16 protein-coding genes, 2 pseudogenes and 1 riboswitch are annotated in these 22,093 nt (G+C 36.9%); of the genes and pseudogenes, 10 read left to right on the forward strand and 8 right to left on the reverse strand.

Features of this window, described 5'->3' with window-relative positions; translation table 11 throughout:
• Positions 1–484: 484 nt before the first annotated feature.
• A complete protein-coding gene (locus HR057_RS13835; RefSeq protein WP_173732031.1) occupies positions 485–1,711 on the forward strand; it encodes an MFS transporter in 1,227 nt (408 codons plus the stop codon).
• Between the two features lie 283 nt (positions 1,712–1,994).
• Here HR057_RS13835 and msrA read toward each other — a convergent pair whose 3' ends face one another.
• From msrA to HR057_RS13850, 3 genes are all read right to left on the reverse strand, one after another.
• Positions 1,995–2,957: a peptide-methionine (S)-S-oxide reductase MsrA gene (gene msrA, locus HR057_RS13840; protein ID WP_173732032.1), complete on the reverse strand. Its 963-nt coding sequence runs from the start codon at positions 2,955–2,957 to the stop codon at positions 1,995–1,997.
• A 32-nt stretch (positions 2,958–2,989) separates the two neighbouring features.
• Positions 2,990–3,613 carry a LysE family translocator gene (locus HR057_RS13845; RefSeq protein ID WP_173732033.1) on the reverse strand — a complete coding sequence of 208 codons (624 nt, stop codon included), beginning with the start codon at positions 3,611–3,613 and terminating at the stop codon, positions 2,990–2,992.
• A gap of 324 nt (positions 3,614–3,937) precedes the next feature.
• Entirely contained in the window at positions 3,938–4,825 is an 888-nt protein-coding gene (locus HR057_RS13850) for a LysR family transcriptional regulator (protein ID WP_173732034.1), read from the reverse strand.
• A gap of 98 nt (positions 4,826–4,923) precedes the next feature.
• On the opposite strand from HR057_RS13850, the gene HR057_RS13855 reads away from it, so the two are divergent.
• Positions 4,924–5,706 carry a sulfite exporter TauE/SafE family protein gene (locus HR057_RS13855; protein ID WP_173732035.1) on the forward strand — a complete coding sequence of 261 codons (783 nt, stop codon included), beginning with the start codon at positions 4,924–4,926 and terminating at the stop codon, positions 5,704–5,706.
• 410 nt (positions 5,707–6,116) lie between these two features.
• Here HR057_RS13855 and HR057_RS13860 read toward each other — a convergent pair.
• Positions 6,117–7,253: pseudogene (locus tag HR057_RS13860) on the reverse strand (glycosyltransferase family 4 protein); the annotation flags it as partial.
• Positions 7,254–7,552: 299 nt separating this feature from the next.
• A pseudogene (locus HR057_RS13865) lies at positions 7,553–8,653 on the reverse strand (CotS family spore coat protein); the annotation flags it as partial.
• 259 nt (positions 8,654–8,912) lie between these two features.
• On the opposite strand from HR057_RS13865, the gene HR057_RS13870 reads away from it, so the two are divergent.
• Positions 8,913–9,902: an NAD-dependent epimerase/dehydratase family protein gene (locus HR057_RS13870; RefSeq protein ID WP_173732038.1), complete on the forward strand. Its 990-nt coding sequence runs from the start codon at positions 8,913–8,915 to the stop codon at positions 9,900–9,902.
• Between the two features lie 119 nt (positions 9,903–10,021).
• Positions 10,022–11,782, forward strand: coding sequence for a sensor histidine kinase (locus tag HR057_RS13875; RefSeq protein ID WP_173732039.1), 1,761 nt, complete (start codon positions 10,022–10,024; stop codon positions 11,780–11,782).
• Between the two features lie 254 nt (positions 11,783–12,036).
• On the opposite strand, the gene HR057_RS13880 is transcribed toward HR057_RS13875, so the two are convergent.
• Together HR057_RS13880 and HR057_RS13885 are read right to left on the reverse strand one after the other, a co-directional pair.
• Positions 12,037–12,777 carry a LytR/AlgR family response regulator transcription factor gene (locus HR057_RS13880; RefSeq protein ID WP_173732040.1) on the reverse strand — a complete coding sequence of 247 codons (741 nt, stop codon included), beginning with the start codon at positions 12,775–12,777 and terminating at the stop codon, positions 12,037–12,039.
• Between the two features lie 428 nt (positions 12,778–13,205).
• Positions 13,206–14,405, reverse strand: coding sequence for a phosphoglycerate dehydrogenase (locus HR057_RS13885; protein WP_173732041.1), 1,200 nt, complete (start codon positions 14,403–14,405; stop codon positions 13,206–13,208).
• A gap of 166 nt (positions 14,406–14,571) precedes the next feature.
• A riboswitch (ZMP/ZTP riboswitch) is annotated at positions 14,572–14,655 on the reverse strand.
• A gap of 345 nt (positions 14,656–15,000) precedes the next feature.
• Here HR057_RS13885 and HR057_RS13890 point away from each other — a divergent pair.
• The 3 genes from HR057_RS13890 to HR057_RS13900 all read left to right on the forward strand — a co-directional run bounded on the left by HR057_RS13890 (position 15,001) and on the right by HR057_RS13900 (position 17,999).
• On the forward strand, positions 15,001–16,077 hold the full coding sequence (locus HR057_RS13890; RefSeq protein WP_173732042.1) for a DUF1611 domain-containing protein: 1,077 nt from the start codon (positions 15,001–15,003) through the stop codon (positions 16,075–16,077).
• Entirely contained in the window at positions 16,077–17,204 is a 1,128-nt protein-coding gene (locus HR057_RS13895) for an alanine/ornithine racemase family PLP-dependent enzyme (protein ID WP_173732043.1), read from the forward strand. The genes HR057_RS13890 and HR057_RS13895 overlap by 1 nt, the downstream gene beginning before the upstream one ends.
• A 369-nt stretch (positions 17,205–17,573) precedes the next feature.
• Positions 17,574–17,999 carry a YugN family protein gene (locus tag HR057_RS13900; protein WP_173732044.1) on the forward strand — a complete coding sequence of 142 codons (426 nt, stop codon included), beginning with the start codon at positions 17,574–17,576 and terminating at the stop codon, positions 17,997–17,999.
• Positions 18,000–18,172: 173 nt separating this feature from the next.
• On the opposite strand, the gene HR057_RS13905 is transcribed toward HR057_RS13900, so the two are convergent.
• Entirely contained in the window at positions 18,173–19,699 is a 1,527-nt protein-coding gene (locus HR057_RS13905; protein WP_173732045.1) for a malate:quinone oxidoreductase, read from the reverse strand.
• Positions 19,700–20,375: 676 nt separating this feature from the next.
• On the opposite strand from HR057_RS13905, the gene crcB (HR057_RS13910) reads away from it, so the two are divergent.
• The 3 genes from crcB (HR057_RS13910) (at position 20,376) to HR057_RS13920 (ending at position 22,077) form a co-directional block, all read left to right on the forward strand.
• Positions 20,376–20,750: a fluoride efflux transporter CrcB gene (gene crcB, locus HR057_RS13910; protein WP_173732046.1), complete on the forward strand. Its 375-nt coding sequence runs from the start codon at positions 20,376–20,378 to the stop codon at positions 20,748–20,750.
• A gap of 6 nt (positions 20,751–20,756) precedes the next feature.
• Positions 20,757–21,119: a fluoride efflux transporter CrcB gene (gene crcB, locus HR057_RS13915; protein WP_173732047.1), complete on the forward strand. Its 363-nt coding sequence runs from the start codon at positions 20,757–20,759 to the stop codon at positions 21,117–21,119.
• 103 nt (positions 21,120–21,222) lie between these two features.
• Complete coding sequence (locus HR057_RS13920; RefSeq protein ID WP_173732048.1) at positions 21,223–22,077, forward strand: hypothetical protein; 855 nt, start codon at positions 21,223–21,225, stop codon at positions 22,075–22,077.
• Positions 22,078–22,093 lie beyond the last annotated feature (16 nt).

Consider the following 22,093-nt stretch of genomic DNA (forward strand, 5'->3'; position numbering starts at 1 on the left):
AATAAAGTGGTTATTCATTTTCTGTGAAAAAAATGGATTAATATTTGCAAAACTTGCAGTCTAATAAACTTTAGATTTTCGGTAATTTTGTGTAGTTAAAAGCAGTACATAAAAACACATGGGCATCGATACGGACTTTCCTTTAGTCCGTTTAAAATGAAAAAACCCAATCTTTGAAGGAGGCACCGATACTTTTTCGATGGTTAAAATTTGACTTCCAAAAGCATATGAATAAAATTTCTACGGCACCGATAAACCTTTAAGTTAATAAAAACATAAATGAATGAGAGAGATGCAAAGCACATAAGTAATATGATTGTAGGCAAAATTTTTTCCCTTCATTTTGGCAAAAAATGATCTAATGCAAATGCCAGAATGAAGGGGGTGTAAAGTTTAATACTAGACATATTTTAGTTGTTTTTATATAATTACTTAATTATTAAATATTTCGATACGATTTTTAGGGAAATATTAGGTGGGAGTTATGGAACATTACAACTCTAAATTATGGACGAAAGATTTTATCATCGTTTCTACCATTAACTTCTTTTTAGCATTGGTCTTTTATTTGTTAGTGGTTACCATTGCTGTTTATGCAGTTGATAAATACGATGCTTCTACAAGTGAGGCAGGACTTATTACAGGTATTTTTATTATCGGCACATTAATCGGCCGATTATTTATTGGCCGTTTAATCAATATCATTGGCCAAAGAAAAACATTATTCATCGGTCTTATTATGTATCTTGTGACAACTTCTTTTTATTTTATTAATGCGGGCATTGCTTTTTTACTACTTACACGCTTTCTTCACGGCATCGCATTAGGTGTGGCCAATACAGCAACAGGCACAATTGTTGCGCAAACTATCCCGGCTAACCGAAAAGGTGAAGGAATCGGTTATTTCAGCATGAGCGCAACATTGGCAGCTGCCCTCGGGCCTTTTATCGGTTTATACATGAGCCAGCATACAACGTTCCAAATGATTTTCAGCTTTTGTCTTGCACTTGGATTGATTAGCTTGCTCATTGGTTTATTTTTACATGTACCTGCTATACCCGCTCGTGAAGAAGAGGCAAAACAAAAATTATTTGTTTTCAAAAAGCCTAAGCTTTCGAATTTTGTTGAGCCAAGAGCGTTGCCGATCGCAACGATTACACTTGTTACATCTCTATGTTACGCCAGCGTACTTTCTTTTGTTAATTTCTACGCGATTGAAAAAGATCTAGTAACAGCGGCCAGCTTTTTCTTTGTCGTCTATGCGGGCGCCGTTTTACTTTCGCGGCCGATCACAGGACGTTTAATGGATGTGAAAGGTGCAAATGTAGTGATGTATCCGGCCTTTTTTATTTTAGCTGCCGGCATGATTCTTTTGAGCTTGGCTGATAATGGGTTTACTTTTCTTATTTCCGGGATCCTCATCGGCCTTGGATTTGGCAATATTCAGTCCTGTACCCAAGCGATTGCTGTCAAGTTAACGCCGGTCCAACGAATGGGGCTTGCAACATCAACGTTCTTTATCTTTTTAGATGCCGGACTAGGATTTGGTCCATATTTACTCGGCTTCCTCATCCCGTTAACCGGATACAGCTTCCTTTACGGAATATTGGGCATTGTAGCCATGTTATCATCAATCCTTTATTATTTCTTGCACGGCAAAAAAGACAAAATGGATCGAAAAAAAGAAAGCAGCACGCTGGCTGCTTTGTAGGGTAAAGATTAGAAAGTATTTCGTTTGCATGCCTCTGTAAAATGGCAGACAAAAGCCCACTGCGAGCATCCTGAAAGGGTGTTTGTAGTGGTTTTTTGATATACAACAGTTACAAATTTTTTATACGTCCTTAAAGAGATTCGAACTCCCGACCGTGCGCCTTCAAGGCATATAGCTACAGCAACTACCCAATCAAAGAAAGATACGCCCTCTTATTTTATCCACAGATCATCGAGTTAAACCCTTCACATGATTAAGGGCAGGGAGAACTATTATTCCAAAATCATTCCCCCTCAAACAACTTCAAATACTGCCCATATCCTTCTTCTACAAGCTTTTCTTTCGGAATAAAGCGAAGCGCAGCGGAGTTGATGCAATAGCGGGCACGATCTGGTCCAGGTCCATCATCAAATACATGGCCTAAATGGGCATCAGATGTTTTGGCACGTACTTCTATGCGCCGCATACCGTGGGATAAATCCAACCGTTCCTCTAACTCCGACCGGCGCAGCGGCTTTGTAAAACTCGGCCAACCGCAGCCGGCATCAAATTTTTCTTTGGAACTAAATAACGGCTCGCCTGAAATAATATCAACATAAATGCCTTCTTCCCAATGGTTCCAATATTCATTATGAAATGGCGGCTCTGTTCCATTCTTTCTAGTCACTTCATATTGGATTGGAGTCAATTCCTTTTTCAGCTCTTCGTCGCTTTTCACCTTTTTCCAATGTTCACGAATGAAGCGAGCCCGCCCTGACCCTTCTTTATACAAGTTATAATGGAATGGATTCTTTTTATAATAATACTGATGATATTCTTCAGCTGGATAAAACGGTCCAGCCGGCAATATTTCCGTAACAATTGGCTTTTGAAAACGGCCGCTTGCTTCAAGTTCCTTTTTTGAAGCTTCTGCCAGTTGTTTTTGCTCTTCATCATGATAAAAAATAGCTGTCCGATAAGACCCCCCGCGGTCATTAAATTGGCCGCCTGGATCTGTCGGATCGATTTGCTGCCAAAACAATTCAAGCAATTTTTCATATGGAAAAACCTCCGGATCATACGTAATTTGAACAGCTTCATAATGCCCCGTCGTTCCAGCACACACTTCCTCATAGGTAGGGTTTTCTTTATATCCGCCTGTATAACCGGAAACGACTTCTTTAATCCCAGGCTGTTCATCAAACGGCGCAACCATGCACCAAAAACAGCCGCCAGCAAACGTCGCTAATTTATACTGTTCAGACATGTACCTTCAACCCTTCCATATTTTTTTCTAAATTAGTTTTTACTAAATGCAATTTTTAACCCTATAAAAGCGAACAGTGACCCTTGAATGATGTTAATTCTTCTAGATAATGAATGGTTTTTGCGAAGAAAACCACCTACTCTTCCAGCAAAAATGCTTATGAATGAAAATACAACAAAAGCCTGCACTAAAAATAAGATTCCATAGACAAGCATTTGAACAGAAACATTGCCATTGTTATAATTAACAAACTGAGGGATGAAAGCCATAAAATACAATGACACTTTAGGATTTAACAAGTTCGTGACAAGCCCTTTTTTGTATAAAGATTTGTAATCTAAAGCATCTACATTCTCTAGGTTGATAAATGAACTTTTTTCTTTAAAAGACTTAAATGCTAAAAATAATAAGTATGCCGCTCCTAAATATTTCACGACTGTGAAAGCAAATGCAGATTGATACACCACCGCTGTTATTCCGACCGTAGCAGCCGTAATATGTACTAATAATCCTGTACAAATTCCAAGTGTTGTATAAATGCCTGCCTTTGTCCCTTTTGCGATGCTCTGTGCCAACGTGAACAAGTTGTCTGGTCCAGGCAAAACAGTTAGAACAATGGCAATACCTAAAAAAGATATTATAGAAAGAAAGTCCATGGTTTTCTCCTCCTAATTTTTTGGAAATTGCAACATATCATTTGAAACATTATAATGTTTTCGTCCTTTTTATACCAGTTTTTTACTTAATCGAATCGCCTTTTTTCCTCAAGGTCTTTTCCATTTCCTCACTGAGAAATTCAACAAGAGTCCTACTATTAGCCATGATTACATTAAACTTTATAAGCTCAAACAAACATAACCCCGATCGAATTTAGGACGGAGCTAAAAATATAGTTATTTAAAAACTGCAAGATACAAATCACGTAAGAGTAAAAATAAGAATTACTAGATTATTCAGATTAACTTGTAAAAAATAGACAGTTAAGTCTCTGATTCTATTAAACTCTTTTTCAAATATTGAATGAACTTATGCTCGCACTTTTCTATTTTCCTCGTACAAATAAATAAACTTTGGTGAATTTCTGCCTGCTTCACAAAGACTCTAGCAAGCTTTCCTTGCTCTATTCTTTCTACGACGCCACATGCTGGTGCAATAGCTATTCCATAACCTGCCTCAACAAATTTAATCGATTCAAGCACACCTTGCACTTCTATTCCAAATTTCGGTAAAGGGCAATTATGCGTATAAAAAATTGCCTCTAGCAAATCTCGTGTTGAACTCCCTTTTTCTCTGTAAACAAAATCGTATTCACTTAAATCAAACATTGATATTTTTTTATTTGCTAGTGGATGTGTAGGGTGTACAACAAACCAAAACGGTACATCTAATATTTTCTCAAAATATAAATCTTCATGACCAATGTTACTTTGAATGACCAAGCCAAAATCTACTTCATAGTTGAGGACACGCTCTTCCACTGATTGCACATTTCCTAATGATACATATATTTCAACATCTGGGTTTTCTTGCTTATAGCTTGCTACGATTGGCGGTAAAATATAATTGGTTGAAATGTAAGAAGATGCAATTTGTATTTTTTCTTTTTTCTCTAAAAATGTTTTTATTTTTTCTTCTATCTGTTCCTCTAATTGAAACAATCGCAAGCCTTGCTCATACAAAAATTTACCTTCAGAAGTAAGCTGGATTCCTCTTCCTTTACTAGAAATCAATTTTACCCCAATCTCCCTCTCAAGGTTACGAACTTGAGCTGTGACAGCTGGCTGACTAATATGTAATAAATTTGCTGCTTCTGTTATACTTTCAAGTTTTGCCACAATCGTAAAAATCCGTAGCGCATGTAAATTCATTTCCCCACCAACCCATAACTTATTTTTATGATTCAACAACATTTATATATTTGTTTTATGAATAGTATAGCAGTAATTTTAATATAGGGGGGATTGGTTTGGAAAGTTTATTACTAGAATGGCTATCCATTAATAGTCTTTTATTGTTTGGAATTGGGGTGCTTGCAGCAATTATTGGAGTCATGTTTGGAGCTGCAGGACTGGTGTTGCTTCCTGCTATGCTGTTAATTGGCATACCAATTCATACAACGGTTGCAGTCAATAAATTTGCTACAGGCTTATCTTCATTTTCGACCGTCGTAGTTCTTACGTTAAAAAAGAAAGTACAAATACTAAAAATGCTCTCTCTCATGTTTGTCGCTTGCCTCGGTGGCGTAAGTGGGGCATTTTTGGCTACAAGATTAATGGAAAAAACGTTAAACATCATTGCTTGTATCGTATTAATTATTATGTTTTTCTTAGTTTTAAAAAATAATAAAAACGGTCTAGTTAAAAAAGAGGAACATACAGAAGAAAATGACATCAAAAACAAAGGTAGTTTAATAGCTCCATTTTTAATTGGAATTTATGATGGTGGAATGGGACCGGGTTCTGCGCTTTTAAACATTACATATTTCTTGAAAAAACGATTCAGTTATGTAAAAGCAGCTGAAATGACACGTTTCATGATGTTTTCAAGCTGTATGAGCGCATTTTTGTTTTATTTCTTCTATGGAATTGTCAATTGGGGAATTGCTATACCAATTACAGCTGGCTCCATAGTCGGATCACATATTGGACTAAAAATCATCCCGTATGTGAAAACAAGGTGGATCCAAGTTATATTTCCGGTAATTTTCTTACTATTAATTGCTCAAGTTGTTTCTGACATAGTATTTTAGTATTTTTCACAAAGACAAATCAAGGGTTCTACATATTAGCATATGACTAATATATAGACCCCTTTTGTAATTAGGTTCATTAGTCGAAAACCGCTATATTTTATTCTTATTTAAAAAAAGTAACAGTTGGTGAAAACGTTGTTTCAATTTACTTTTTACCAATTCAATGCTATCAGGCAATTGGGACGGCAAGCAGCCATCCCTTAACAAAGGACATACATCTCCTTCACATTCATTGCGTAGGAAGTGTTCTCGCATCAGTAAAATGTTAGCTGTAAAGTTCGTTAGGTTTAGAAAATTTCATTACCTTTGCATTCTCACCGGACTTTCCAATGGAGTTAAGTCGGATCATTCTCAACCCCCTTTGCCCTGCTACATGCCCGCAGACTAATAAATTCTATAAACATTTAAGCCTGATTCCATACATCAAGCAATTCATTCGCTACTCGATCCCAAGTATATAATGAAATAGCTAAATCCCTGCTTTTGATGCCCATCTTTTTCATTAAGGACCGATCAGAGAGGATGTCTGAAATGGCTGTCACAAAATTTCTAGGATCTTCTGGATTCTCAACAATAAGACCATTTTCTCTTGGAATAATAACTTCTGGATTGCCGCCTCTTGCAGTTGTAACAATCGGAAGGCCGGCTGCCATCGCTTCATAATGGACGCGTGCTAGTGGCTCCTGCCATATGGATGTGCATACAAATAGATCCGCTGCTGCAAACCAATTTTGAATTTCACTCGGATGCACAAAGCCTGTCGCCACAACGGGTACCGAAAGTCTTCTTGCCAATGATTTTACATATGCAATATAATCGGTTACATCATTTTGGCTGAACCATTTGCTTCCTACAACGACTAAAGCGATATCTTTATGCTTTTTCGCCAAGTCCGGCATCGCACGAATCAAACGGTCAACACCTTTGCTGACAGACAGTCTGCCAGCGAATAAAAGCACCGTTTTATTATCCAAGTTGTGCTCTTTCCGGATGTTGTCACGGATCTTTTTCATGTTCGGATGATTGGCAGGTAAAAAGCGATCAACATCAACGCCTGAATAAATCGTCCGAAGCTTCGGAGCTGCTTGCGGATAAAGCTCTTTAATGACATTACCTACATAATTGCTGACGGTCACAATTTTTGAAACTTCTTCTAATGCAGCTTCTGCTTCTCTTGGTGCAATTTTTTCGCGGTTAAACATATCATTATGCATGCTCAACGTAATTTTCGCATTTGGGGCTACTTGTCGAACTGGAAGGACTAAACGAGGACGGTTATAAATATGAATTAAGTCGAACTGATTGTTTTGCAAATATTGAACAACCCCATCCCGATAATTTTCAAGTGTTCCGCCAGGGATGCGCACATAATGTACGCCATCAACCGTTTCTTCTTTTGGCAAAATATCTGCTTCAACACCTAGCACCGTTATATTATGCACTTTGCTTACATAGGGAAGAACACCGGCTATATACGTTTGAATCGCACCGCCAAGGACCGGAGGAACAGGTAATTTTTCCGTACAAATCATTAATACTTTCATTTCTTCTTTTTCCCTTCCTTCTCTTTTTTCTTGTCCTTACCTTTACCTGATTTGTTATCTTTTTTATCCTTCGATTTCTTCCCTTTATCTTTATCGTTATTCTTTTTATCCTTCTTATCTTTTTTCCCATCATCTTTTTTCTTCTTGCTTTCTTTGCTTTCGGTTGTTTGAGCTGTTTCCATTTGTGGAGCATTTAGCGCAGTTTGTTTCATCTGTACAGCACTTTTTACGACAACATCATCTTGTATATTTAAATCTTTCATTAGCTGTTCAATGTTCATCGGTTCAAACTTTTCACGGTCTTTCCACAGTTCTTCTAATGCCGGCCATTTCGTCTTATCCGTTTCCACAATTGTATTAATTAAAGCCGCTGTTTCTTCGTTTAAAAATAACTCCGGCTCATATACGACTTCTTTAATATTTTTATAAAACTCATTCGGCATTGCTAAATCGATCATTAATAAGTCATAGACTTCTCGTGAAATCGGATTTGCTTTATGATAGGCCTGAATCATTTCCCGAATCCAAGTGATATCCCAAGTAAATAAATCGGACATCGTTCCGGTAATTAATTTTCTTAAATCACGAATTGGAATATCATAAGCAACGCCATCCAAGTCAATGATCCACATGCCATCAGCACCCATTTGACCGTTTGACCAGCCATAATCTTGGTGGACCAATCCCCAAAATTCGTTGCCAAGTTTCGTTAAATCATAATAGCGGGACTGTTGGAGCTCTGCGAGACCTTTTCTTGCCTGCTCTTCAAATTGGTCAACAACACTGAGCAACAAAGAGCTGGCTGGCATTTCTTTATAGGCATTGGCAATATTCCGAAACCAATCCATTTTTTCAACGACTTTTTTAAAGCTTTTCTCCCACTTAAAAAGCCGGGTTGGCCGTTCCGCTCCTTCAGGCGGCACATAGCCTTTACTTAAACGATGAAATTCCCCAAGTGCATAGCAAAGATGTTTTGCTCCTTCTAAATCTTTCGTTACAGGCATTAATGGCTCAATCCACTCAGCAACAAACCAACATTTGCCGCCAGCTACTAAATAGTTGGCTCCATCTTTTGTTTTAACAATTGGCGGAACATTCGCTTTCTGTACATTGACCAAATATTCTTGCGCACCTAAACTAAACAGACTTCTTGTTGGCCTGCGGTGTAAAAGTTTCAAACTTTTAGGACCGTCGCTCGTTTCAAGCCTCCAAATAGCCCCCCCTTTATCCGATTTCGTTGTCACAACTGTCATGCTTTTTACAGAAAATGGGTAGTGTGTTAAAACTTCCTCCGCATATTGCACGATGTAATCAGGAACATAGAACACATCTTCTTCTGAACCTTCTTCCATCCTAAGCAATTCTTCTTCTACCCATGGTTCAATTAGTCTATTTTCCAGCTGCTGCTTTTTCATACTTTCCTCCACAATAAAATAATCTTCCTCAGATTGTTCCAACTTCCTTATTAAGCTATGAAAAATAACTAATCGTGTATAGACAACCAAATCAGGTATATTTCAATTAGATTACCTATTTTTGTAAAAATAGGTTCAAAAAAGGTCGATGCTAAACGAAACCCTCATTCAAAAAGCGTTTGGAAGTCATAGGAATATAGAAAAAATTCTTGAGACAGTTTGAAGAAAGGGGGAAAATGAAATTTTGAATGAACAGACAAAGTCTTATATTTTTGTAACAGGCAGCGCTGGCTTCATCGGTTTTCATTTGGCAAGAAGATTGTTAGAGGAAGGATATCATGTACTCGGCCTTGATAATATCAATGATTATTACGATCCAACATTAAAATGGGACCGCTTAAAGATTTTAAAAGCATATAAAAATTTCACTTTTATAAAAGGGTCACTTGAAAATCTTGAGTTGCTAGAAAGCCTGTTTGAACAATACAACTTGCCGATTGTTGTTCATTTGGCAGCCCAAGCCGGGGTTAGATACAGCCTTAAAAATCCGCATCAATATATCCAATCCAATCTCGTCGGTTTTATGAATATATTGGAATGTTGTAAAGATAAGAAAGTGGAGCATCTCCTATATGCTTCTTCAAGTTCTGTCTACGGAAATAATAAAAAAATACCTTTTTCTATTCATGATGAAGTAAACGAACCAATTAGCGTCTATGCAGCAACGAAAAGAGCAAATGAACTGCTCGCTTTTACGTATAGTCATTTATACAAACTGCCTACAACAGGACTGAGGTTTTTTACGGTATATGGTCCTTGGGGAAGACCGGATATGGCATTATTTTCATTTACAAAAGCAATATTAAACGATCAGCCAATTGAAATTTATAATTATGGACATATGAAAAGAGACTTCACATATATCGATGATATTATTGAACCGATCATGCGACTGGTAAAAAAAGGGCCCCCAACAGACAAAACCCCTCCTTATAAAATTTATAACCTCGGTCATAACAAGCCCGTTTTATTATCGGACTTTATTAAAACACTTGAAAAAAAGCTTGGGAAACAAGCGCATAAAATTTATTTACCTCTCCAACCCGGTGATGTCACCGAAACATATGCCGATATAAACGAGCTCATTCAAGATCTATCGTACCAGCCACAAGTATCCATTGAAGAAGGAATTGAAAATTTCGTCACCTGGTACAAAAGTTACTACAAATCATGAAAATTTCTTTTCAACGTGAAGCCCAACATATGATGAATAAGCATAATCTTGGTATGATAATGAATAGATAAACGTACAAGCTTATTCGTCGATGGACCCGTTTGAAAGGGGGAACTTTCATGATTGAATTATTGATTACAATGATTGAGAGGCTCGGGATCATTGTTACAATTGCTTTCATTTTAACGAGATTTAAATTTTTCCGGGATATGATTTATCAAGAAGAACTAAATAGTGTCCAAAAAATAAAAGCGACTATTTTTTTCGGTTTTTTCGGCATTATCGGTACTTATACCGGCGTCAGCCTCGATACCGTCAGCCAACAATTTGGCCGTTGGTCCGTCGCCCTTTCCGCCAATGAAGCGATTGCCAATTCACGGGTAATCGGCATTGTATTAGCAGGGCTTCTTGGAGGCTATAAAGTAGGAATCGGCGCCGGTTTAATCGCCGGCATCCACCGCTTTACATTAGGAGGCTTTACTGCTTTTTCTTGCGGTTTGGCTACCATTATTGCCGGCATTCTTGCCGGCGCCCTTTATCGGAAAGAACGCCATGTCAATACATCAACAGCTTTTTTCGTTGGTTCGCTTGCAGAAACCATACAAATGGGGATTATTCTTCTTTTTTCCCGTCCACTTGATAAAGCGTGGACATTAGTGGAAATGATCGGCATACCGATGATATTAGCTAACGGATTAGGCTGTGCCCTATTTTTGTTAATTATTAAAAGCATGGTCAATGAAGAAGAGAAAACAGGAGCTGTACAAGCCCAGAAAACGTTGCGCATTGCCCAACAAACGATTACATACTTAAGAAACGGGCTCAATTATACGTCGGCAGAAGCCGTTTGCAACATTATCCATCATGAATTGCAAACTCTCGCTGTTGCTATGACTAATCGAACTGAAATTCTCGCCCATGTCGGAATGGGAAATGATCACCATCGTCCGCGTAATCCAATCCAAACACAAATTACAATGGATGCATTGAAACAAGGAAAAATTGTCGTTGCAAACCAAAGGGCCATCCACTGCCGTGTAGAAGAATGTCCGCTTGGCGCCGTCGTCATTGCCCCGCTAAAACAACGCGGCAAAACCATTGGCACATTAAAATTTTATTTCCGTTCGGAAAAAGAAATAACGAACGTAGTCATGGAACTTATATCTGGACTTAGCTCCATGATGAGCAACCAACTGGAATTAGCTGATGCTGATAAAGCTTACCAGCTAGCAAAAGATGCTGAAATAAAGGCGCTGCAAGCACAAATTAGCCCGCATTTCTTATTTAACACATTAAACACGATCAGCTCACTTATACGGATCGACCCAATGAAAGCACGAAAAGTATTAATTTCTTTATCTCATTACTTGCGGCAAAACTTGACTGTCACAACAAAAAGCATCACAACCCTTGCAGAGGAACTAAACCATGTAAAAGCATATTTAGCCATTGAAGAAGTGAGATTTGTAAATAAATTAACCGTTGTTTACGACATTGACCAAGGCGCACTAAGTCAAAACATTCCACCTTTGACATTGCAGCCAATCGTTGAAAATTCAATTAAACACGGTTTTAAAAACAAAGAAAATAACTGTCTTATAAAAATTACGATCAAAAAAGAACAGGATTTCACTCACATTAAAGTTGAAGATAATGGCCATGGAATGAAAAAAGAAAGGACAGAATCAATTGGTCAACCGTATCTATCATCCAAACAAGGAAGCGGCCTTGCTTTATACAATGTCAATCGCAGACTAACGATGATGTTCGGGGAAGAAGCTGCTTTAAAAATAAAAAGCAGCCCCGATGAGGGTACCGAAGTTGCTTTCACAATTCCATATGTAGAAACAGCAAAAAAAGCTGATGCAAAAAGCATGTAGAACACTTTTTTCATCAGCTCTTTTATGAAAGGTTGTTTGTCCAATTTGCGGGCGTGATTTTTTGCAAAGAAAATAAATCATGCTCGCTTTTGCTATACAGGTTGAAAGTATGCAAATATTCTGTTCTTTAAAAATCGTTAAAAGGCATCCCAGACCTCATGATAAGGAGTCGAACAATCTATCACGTTGATCCGCTAGCTTACATAAGAGCCGACTTCACTCGCCTCCACAAAAGGATCAAAATGCGCGTCCTTTTAAATCTCCAACTTCTTTCTTAACGCTTTTACATAATTGCGGCTAACCGATAACAATTCTTTTCTACCTTCAATTTTCAATTGATACGCACCATTAAACCAAGGCGTCAATTTTGTAATATATTTCAAATTAACGAGATAGCCTTTATGGATCCGGAAGAAATCATACATGCTTAATCTTGATTCCAAGTCTTTCAGCGGTGTTTTCATTTCGTACTCGCCAGATTTGGCAATGATCTTTGTAACTTTATCATCGCGAAAAATATAAAGAATCTCACTCGGGTCAAGATAAAATATTTCCCCTTCCGATTCCACTGCAAGCTTGCCCGTTGGCTTTCCACCGCCTTGATCTTGGGATTGAACAGTCATTCCTAACTTTCTTTCAATCCGCTCAACCGTTTCTTTTAATTGGTTTTCATCAAAAGGTTTTAATAAATAATCTATGGCATCATATCGGAAAGCTTCAACAGCAAATTGCGGATATGCCGTCGCAAATACAACGAGCGGCGGTTTTTTTAGCTCATTTAATGCTTTTGCCGCCTCAATCCCGCTCATTCGAGGCATTTCCACATCTAAAAAAACAACATCAGGCTGCAGCTGAATCGCTTTCATAATAGCACTTTCCCCCGATTCAGCTTCCCCAATTATTTGAATGTTCGGATACGATTGTAATAAAAACTTCAATTCATCACGGCTATATAGTTCATCGTCAACAATGAGAGTTTTAATGTAAGATTCCATATATTATGCAGAGCCTGCCTTTTTTACTTTAATTTGTTCACGTTTGAAAAAATTACATCATTTCCAAACAAACTTGACAAGTCTAATTATAAAAAAATTATTGGATTCATTGAAAACATTAATTTGATTTTTTACCCATCACTTGGGTTTGCCCAGCCTTGGCGAAGACTACACGAATATCTGGATCGCATTTTCAATACAGGAACGTCCTTCTCTCATCCCAATGGTAGATCAACATATGGATAATTTCAGTCACTATTTAGTATTTACAGTTTTTTCACTAATACATGGAAGAATGAATTTTATATTTTTCGTATCAGTACTTGTTCGCTAAGTTCATCTCCCTATTTCCTAAACACGCTGAAACAATAAAAATAAGGCGTTCAGAAATCAATCATTTGACTTCTAAACGCCCCTTGCGCTTTCAATTAATAAATATTGACAGTAATAACACCATCGATATTTTTAATTTTTTCTTCAATATTTGGAACGATATCGCCGTTTACTTTATCGTCGATGTCAATCATTGTGTATGCATAGTCGCCGCGGCTGCGGTTCACCATATCAGCAATGTTCAAGTTATAGTTTGAAATAGCAGCTGTAAATTGGCCAACCATGTTTGGCACATTTTTATGGAAGATCGCAAAACGGCGTCTGCCAGTGTATTCCAAATAAGCATTTGGGAAGTTTACAGAGTTTTTAATATTTCCTGTTTCTAAAAACTCTTTCAACTGGCGAGCTGCCATGATTGCGCAGTTTTCTTCAGATTCTACTGTAGATGCACCAAGATGTGGGATTGCCACTGCATTTTTCATGTTCAATACATTTTCATTTGGGAAGTCTGTCACATACTTGCCTACTTTTCCACTTTCAAGAGCTTCAGCCATATCTGCTTCATTTACAAGCTCACCACGAGAGAAGTTCAAAATATGAACGCCATCTTTCATAAGGCTGAATGTTTCTTTATTGAACATGCCTCTTGTGCTGTCTGTTAATGGAACGTGAACTGTAATATAATCACTATTTGCAAAAAGTTGTTCAATTGTCATCGCACGTTGTACTTTTCTAGATAATTTCCAGGCTGTTTCAACAGAGATGTATGGATCATATCCGATAACATCCATATCTAAATCAAGTGCATCATTAGCAACAAGTGCCCCAATCGCACCTAAACCGATCACACCAAGTGTTTTTCCTTTAATTTCTTTACCAACAAACTGTTTCTTACCTGCTTCAACAAGCTTAGGAATTTCGTCTCCTTGGCCTGCCAAAGATTTTACCCACTGAATACCAGCAAATAGATTACGAGAAGAAGCAATAAGAGATGTCAAAACAAGTTCTTTTACTGCATTAGCATTTGCACCAGGTGTGTTAAATACTACAATCCCGCGTTCCGTACATTTATCAACAGGGATATTGTTCACACCTGCGCCAGCACGTGCAATTGCTTTTAAATTATCGCCTAGTTCCATCGCATGCATATTAAAGCTGCGTACAAGAATAGCATCTGGATTTTCATTGTCATTATCGATTGTATAGTTTTCCGTATTAAAAACACTTAGTCCACTTTCAGCGATATTATTCAATGTTTTAATCGTTTTGACTTGGTCTAAAGTGACTGTATTCATCGTCGTATTACTCCCTTTTTATTTTAATAGTAATCTCAAATTCCAAATAATTAAAAAATTCATCCTACCAACATAGTAACCTATTCATCTCAAAATTTCGACATTCAATTATTTCCTCCATCAACCTCCTGTAAACATAAAGAGGTAAGGGTTCTTCTTCATCCCTTACCTCAGCCCAGGCGAACGGCTATCAACGTCGCTATGTGCTCCCTCACGGTTATTTCCGCGTTCGCCAGTCACACATAGCCCCTTAAATTTGTTTATATATTACCAAATTCTAAGCGAACCTTCAACTATTAATTACACGAAATTTTTTTCAATTGTCTAAAAATAATATCTAAATCTTGAAAACTTTGACATATTGAACCTATATCCATAGGCATTTTACTTCACAACTAAATTTTTTGAATTTATAATTAACTCTAGAGGCCTACTAAAAAACGAATCAAGCAGGCGTCTACATTTCCATCCAACTGCATATCCATTGAAATGAACAGCTATCTTCTTTGAATTTTGACATCTTTGTCACTTTTCATGAAGCGATTAGGTGTTCTTTTTTTCGTTGCTAAATTTCACAATTAAATGGAGGGATGTTATGAAAAAACGTGCAATCATTTATTGTGAAAATCAATTTGGTTCAATGGATGGAAAGACTGCCAACGGACTCGTTCGCGAGCCGGGAAATTATATAATTACTGCTGTTATTGATAGTACAAAACATGGACAGGATGCTGGCCTCGTATTAGATCAAAAATTTAATGGCATACCAATTTGCAAAAACTTGCAAGAAGCATTGAACCACTCAAAACAAAAAATTGATGATTTTATCCTCGGTATTGCACCAGCTGATGCTTTCTTAAAAAAGAAAGAAAGAGATGTGCTCATCGAAGCTATGAAAGCTGGATTAAATATTATAAACCCGCTCCAAGAATTCCTTACTGATGATGAGGAAATGGTGAAAATTGCCCAAGAATGCGGTGTTGCGATCCGCGATATCCGAAAACCGAGACCGAAAAAAGAGTGGACGTTATTTACTGGAGAAATTTTAAAAATTAAAACACCAATTATTACCGTCTTAGGAACCGACGGGGCAGTCGGCAAACGAACAACTGCGAAAGTGATTGAAAAAGCACTTCAGAAAAAGGGCTATAAACCGGCATTTATTGCCACAGGACAAACGGGGCTCATCCAAGGAGCTAAATATGGTTTTGCCATGGATGCCTTTCCTTTGCAATATTTGATCGGCGAATTAGAACGTGAAATTGTCCGAGCCAATAAAATTGAAAATCCGGACATTATTATCGTTGAAGGCCAAGGTGCCTTAAGCCATCCAGCCTATGCAAGCTCCTGTGCTATTTTAAAAGGGGCAAGACCACAGGCTGTTATTTTGCAGCACCCACCAAAACGAAAAGTATTGGGAGACTTCCCGTTTGTAGAAATGCCAAAAGTTGAGGATGAAATAAAACTGATCGAACATTACGGCAATACAAAAGTGATAGCAATTACACTTAACCACGAAGAAATGACTGATCAAGAAATCATTGAAACAATCAATGAATATGAGAAAAAATATCGCCTACCTGTTACTGACGTATTAAAAACTGGCAGCGATAAGGTCATAGATGCGATCATCCATTTCTTCCCGTCATTAAAAAAGGCAGTTGTTTCATAATGGGTCTTACTCCAAGAGTGGAAATAGACCTAGCAAAAATAAAACAGAACGCCAAAATTTTAAAAGATTTATATGGGAAGAAAGGGATCCAAATGACCGCCGTCGTAAAAGGAGTGGCGGCGGATATTAAAATTGCCGAAACAATCCTTGAATCTGGAATTACTAGTCTTGCAGATTCAAAGATTTCCAATCTTGAAAAGCTGAAAAAAGCAAATCTAAAAGCAACGATGATATTATTGCGCACCCCAGCGCCAAGTGAGATTGAAAAAGTTGTACAATATGCAGATATTAGCATGAATACTGAAATTGGCGTCATTCGTGCTTTATCGAACGAAGCCATACGCCAAAACAAAAAACATAAAATAATCATCATGGTTGAAATGGGGGATTTGAGAGAAGGAATTATGCTCAAAGATGCCCCCGATTTTATTAGAGAAACTTTAGCCTGCCCTGGCATCGAGATCGTTGGAATCGGCACAAACTTCGCTTGCTTTGGCGGTGTAGTACCAACCGAGCAAAAAATGAACGAATTTTCCGAATTTGCAAAGGCAATGGAACAGAAATTTTCTTTGCACTTATCATATGTTTCAGGAGGCAATTCCGCTAACTATAACTGGTTGATGAAAACAAAAAATCCTGGGGCTGTGAATCATATCCGAATAGGCGAATCGATTTGGCTAGGACGGGAAACTGCAACTGGAAAGCTTATTCCTCAGTTGCATCCGGATGCATTCCGTTTCATTGCCGAAGTAATTGAATCAAACATAAAGCCTTCCGTGCCATTTGGAAGTGTAGAAAAAAATGCCTTCGGTGAATCCGTGTCCTTTGAAAACCGGGGTAACGTAAGGCGAGCAATTATAAACGCTGGGCGGCAAGATATTTTAGTATCTGGATTAACGCCAATGGAACCGTTTGAACTGCTTGGTTCAAGCAGCGATCATATGATCATCGATTCAAAACATATCCATTTACAACCTGGAGATGAAATTAGCTTTTTCTTAAACTACGGCGCACTTATTTCTGCAATGACATCACCTTATGTTTACAAAATGTATAAAAACGAAAAACAGAGGAGTCGTACCTACCCCTGTTTAACATATATGTACAGACAAGAAAAAAGTTCTTAATTAATGAGTTTTGCTTAGCATGCTTGTGATTGAAAAACTGTAATAAAGCTAATACATCAAGCAAAGAATTAACTATTTACTATAAAACAGAAATCTTCCAGTCCTCCCATATACTCGATTAACTTACGTCCTGCAAGGAGGCTGCATGGCTTTTGCTTAAGATCTTACTCCGTTTTTCATTACCACTGCTGATTGGGCATTTTGCCCTTTCAGATCCTTTTTTACATTTTTTTATCTCCACAAAAAGTTCTCACCACCAAATCCCAAATTTCACCTGTTAATAGCCCCACCTGTTTATTTCATTTTTTTATGGATAAACTAGGAAAGAATTCATTTAGGAAATAAATGTAAGAAAGGTGGAGCAATTTCGTGATTAAACTGCAATCAGAAATTGAAGGGAAAAGGGCAACATTTGGGGCAATTGACAATATTTTAAAATCCCATGGATGCAGCTTTTGCAGCAATTTTGATTACGACCAAGGAAAATTTGATGCTTTATTATGGCGAGATGGTGGAGAGTCCATTTATTTAAGAATACCGGTATATGTGGTTAATGGATATTTAGATCACCCAAATGCAACAATTGAATTTGGAACACCGTTTGTTATTAAACATATCGTCAATATTGGATTAGATTATGACGCACACTCTTTAGTCACAGCAACAACTGGACTTGCACAATTTCAAGAGCCAATTGATAAAGATGGTTATATCGACGATAAAAACAGATGGGTTCAAGCAGCAAATAACAAATTAAATGACATTTTAACGTCTATTAGCGGACTAGTTCAATAGTAAACACAGAAGGCGGTCATATTATATTTTTACGAAAGCAGTACTCTGCTTGGCCGTCTGTTGCTTCTTGTAAGTTTCTTAAAATAAATTGCAAGATTCACACTTCTAAGAAATATAACGATTGAAATTTTTAATCTGCAATAATAAAAAAGAAGCATAAATGCCTAAAACATTTATGCTTCTTGTAATACACGAACTTCTTCTTTTTCTTCTGTAACAGTCTCTAAACCAAGCACTTTTCCTGTTTCTGCTTGCACTTGATGCAACAACTCTACGTTGTTCATGAGCGATACGCCATAAGAAGGAATCATTTCTTTTATTTTTGGCTCCCATGATTTTAACTGTTGCGGGAAGCATCTTCTAATAACCTCTAACATAACTGATACTGCGGTAGAAGCACCTGGTGAAGCTCCGAGTAAAGCAGCAATTGAGCCGTCAGCAGCGCTAATAACTTCCGTACCAAATTGAAGAGTTCCTTTGCCGCCAGCCTCTGTATCTTTAATAACCTGTACACGTTGACCAGCTACAATGATATCCCAATCTTCGCTTTTCGCGTTTGGAATAAACTCACGCAACTCTTCCATGCGCTGTTCTTTTGTCAACATTACTTGTTCGATCAAATATTTTGTCAATGGGATGTTCTTTGCTCCAGCCGCTAACATCGTAATGAGATTATCAGCTTTTACAGATGTAATCAAATCAAACATTGAGCCGTTCTTTAAGAACTTTGGCGAGAAGCCAGCAAACGGTCCAAATAACAATGATTTTTGGTTATCAATATATCTTGTATCAAGATGCGGAACAGACATCGGAGGTGCGCCAACTTTTGCTTTACCATAAACTTTGGCATGATGCTGTTCAACAACATCTTGGTTATTGCACACCATAAAGAGTCCGCTTACAGGGAATCCACCAATATGTTTTCCTTCAGGGATGCCAGACTTTTGCAATAGATGCAAGCTTCCGCCTCCAGCACCGATGAAGACAAATTTGGCAGCATAACGTTCGACTGTTCCGTTTGTGAGATTTTGAACTTTTAACTCCCACAAGCCGTCACTTGTACGTTTTATATCGTTTACATTATGTTTGTACTTTATAGTTACATTTTTACTTTGTAAGTGTTCAAACAACATGCGAGTTAAAGCACCAAAATTCACATCAGTACCACAATCAATTTTCGTAGCCGCAATTGGTTCCGTTACGACACGATCTTTCATCATGAGTGGAATCCATTCTTTCAACACTTCTGGATCGTCAGAAAATTCCATGCCTTGGAACAATGGATTCTTAGACATTGCTTCAAAACGTTTCCTTAAAAACTCAACATTTTCTTTACCTTGCACAAAACTCATATGCGGCAACGGCATAATGAAGTCTTGCGGATTGCTAATCAAATTGCTTTTTACAAGATATGCCCAAAACTGCTTAGAAACTTGAAACTCTTCATTTACTTTGATCGCTTTTGAAATGTCGATCGTTCCGTCAGCTTTTTCTACGGTGTAGTTAAGCTCGCACAATGAAGCATGTCCTGTACCTGCGTTGTTCCATTCGTTAGAACTTTCTTCTCCAGCATGTTCGAGCCTTTCAAAAACTGTGATTTCCCAGTCTGGAGCCAATTCTTTTATTAATGACCCCAAAGTTGCACTCATGATTCCGGCGCCAATTAAGATTACGTCTGTTTTGATTTGATTGCTGCTCATTTTTTCATCCCTATCCCCTAACGTTTTAGATACCTGCCTCCCTTACCCCCCACAGCAAGAAAAGGCACAATAAATTTTAAAAATATCCTAAATTTGTAATAACCAACCTATAGTTTATCAGAATTTTTCATAGATTAAAATATCTATTTACTATTAAATTTTTTTCAATTAAAATATTTACTTTACTTACAATTATATGACAGGTTATTACTTTTTTAAAGTTGGTAAGGTGTAAAATTTAATTTGTAAGTTTTTCAATTTTATCCTACTTTCAACCAAATCAGTATATAAGATGAATTTAAGATAGAGCTTACCTAGTTTGGTTGTCTGATTTAATTAATTAAAAAAGAAAAAAGACTTGATAACAATCATTTGAGAAGAAAAGGGAATTGTTAAAGTATTCACAAAGTTATGCATATCCTTCCCTGTCTAGAACATTCCTACTTTGAATGATTCCTTCCTTCACTTCGAATCTTTCACAAAGTAGACAAAAATGACTTAAGAAAAGTATAGTTCACAAAATTGTAAAAAGTCAATGCCTTTCTTTACATTTTGATAATTCTGTTATATTACAATGATGCTTGTCCTTTAAAACCATTATGATTCTTGATTTAATAAATAATGATATCAATTATGCAATAGACACTTTTTAAAAATTATAGAGAGGTAATTTCAATTGAATCTAATATTAGTAATGATTGGCGGATTTTTTGGGGCTATATGTAGATTTTCGATAGGTGAATGGATCATTAACAACAATGGATTTCCTTTAAGTACCTTTTTCATTAACATGATTGGCTGTTTTATTCTTGGATGGTTTTTAACATTTGCCAACCAAACGAATAAAGTAAAACCAGCATTTACACTAATGATTGGTACAGGTTTTATCGGTTCATTTACAACATTCTCGACCTTTTCAGTAGAGACTCTACATTTATTGCAAAAAGGTCTTATTTTGACAGCGATTCTCTATGTCTTCGCCTCGACTGTTGTTGGAATTGGACTAGCTTATGCAGGACACAAATTAGCAATAATAAAAAAAGAGAAGTGATGTCATATGATTTGGATGATAGGAATCGGCGGTTCTTTAGGCTCAGCAGCGAGATTCATAATAGGAAACCTCATTAGTAAAAAAACAAAAAATAAATACCCTTTTCCACTTGGCACTTGGGTTATAAATATTATCGGTTCATTTTTACTCGGTTTCCTGACCCAACTTTATCTTTCAAACGTTATTGACAAGAGGCTCTTTCTATTTGCCGGTGTAGGTTTTTGTGGAGCTTTTACAACATTTTCAACTTTCGGGTACGAAACTTTGACTTTAATCCAATCAAACTATATTAAATTAGCTGCCATCTATGTCATGTCTTCAATTATAGTAAGTATTATTTCAGCTATGATTGGTTTTACCATTATATAAGTATATTTTTGTGGTTATTGCTCAACAACATGCAGAAGAAAACCGCGTCGGAAAAAATTGAAAAGATAAAGGATATTTCAATAAGTAAGAGAAGGAGACACCTATGTTAAAAAGATTATATAAAACAATGGACAACAAAGCGGGCAACATTGGTGATGTTCCAAAACATTTGATTTTATCAGAATTACTGCAACTAAAGGTAGAAAAGTATAAAGATGTATGCTTTTACGATGCATTCGGCGGAAATTATATTACTAAAACTTGTCAGCGAGAAGCCAAAAGTTTCTTTACAAATGCCACAGAAAATATGAAGAAAAGTGTGTACTATCATTTATTACTTAAAGCAAGTAATGATGGTTTGTTAAATCATTATCCAGGATCAACAAAGTTGGCTAGAGATGTTTTTAGCCAAGGTAGGTTTGGGAATTGTAAAGTTATTTATAATAGTTATGAAATAATGGATGTCATCCTTTGTTTTAATGAATCGCAAAAGGACATAAATGAGGTTCCATTGGAATTCTGTTGTTGTAATGCTTACCATTTAATTGATGATTACAAGCATGAAATAGAAAAATATACTAGCGGAATCGTAATGCTAGATCCTTTCTATACTGAATGGGAGAAAGATATGAACGGCTGCAAGAGAATCATTGATCATTTAAAAGATATCCTAAAAAATAAATTAAGTTGGTCCATTATCATGTGGATCCCTTACCACACAAAAGATTGCTATCATCAAGCAATCCATTTGAAAAAGGAATGTTTACAATTGGGATATGACTCATCCTTACTATCGATTATGGATCCAAATTTTGAAGGCTTACAATCTATTAAAGGCATAGGTCTTCTTTTATTGAATACAGAAAAGGAATTAATCGATAAAATTGAAAGATATGACATTCATGCGTTAGGTCAAATGATGGATAGACAAGAGGTTCAATATTTTATTAATAAATGAGCGATAATCTGTAAAC

Origin of the sequence: Calidifontibacillus erzurumensis, from assembly GCF_013303125.1 — a bacterium.
Classification (GTDB): Bacteria; Bacillota; Bacilli; order Bacillales; family Bacillaceae_J; genus Calidifontibacillus; species Calidifontibacillus erzurumensis.

Excerpts from the sequence above, each read along its gene's own strand:
- HR057_RS13875 (WP_173732039.1), top strand. The coding sequence starts at position 10,022 with ATGATTGAATTATTGATTACAATGATTGAGAGGCTCGGGATCATTGTT.
- HR057_RS13845 (WP_173732033.1), bottom strand. The coding sequence starts at position 3,613 with ATGGACTTTCTTTCTATAATATCTTTTTTAGGTATTGCCATTGTTCTA.
- HR057_RS13885 (WP_173732041.1), bottom strand. The coding sequence starts at position 14,405 with ATGAATACAGTCACTTTAGACCAAGTCAAAACGATTAAAACATTGAAT.
- HR057_RS13890 (WP_173732042.1), top strand. The coding sequence starts at position 15,001 with ATGAAAAAACGTGCAATCATTTATTGTGAAAATCAATTTGGTTCAATG.
- HR057_RS13880 (WP_173732040.1), bottom strand. The coding sequence starts at position 12,777 with ATGGAATCTTACATTAAAACTCTCATTGTTGACGATGAACTATATAGC.
- HR057_RS13895 (WP_173732043.1), top strand. The coding sequence starts at position 16,077 with ATGGGTCTTACTCCAAGAGTGGAAATAGACCTAGCAAAAATAAAACAG.
- HR057_RS13835 (WP_173732031.1), top strand. The coding sequence starts at position 485 with ATGGAACATTACAACTCTAAATTATGGACGAAAGATTTTATCATCGTT.
- crcB (WP_173732047.1), top strand. The coding sequence starts at position 20,757 with ATGATTTGGATGATAGGAATCGGCGGTTCTTTAGGCTCAGCAGCGAGA.
- msrA (WP_173732032.1), bottom strand. The coding sequence starts at position 2,957 with ATGTCTGAACAGTATAAATTAGCGACGTTTGCTGGCGGCTGTTTTTGG.
- HR057_RS13905 (WP_173732045.1), bottom strand. The coding sequence starts at position 19,699 with ATGAGCAGCAATCAAATCAAAACAGACGTAATCTTAATTGGCGCCGGA.
- HR057_RS13920 (WP_173732048.1), top strand. The coding sequence starts at position 21,223 with ATGTTAAAAAGATTATATAAAACAATGGACAACAAAGCGGGCAACATT.
- HR057_RS13850 (WP_173732034.1), bottom strand. The coding sequence starts at position 4,825 with ATGAATTTACATGCGCTACGGATTTTTACGATTGTGGCAAAACTTGAA.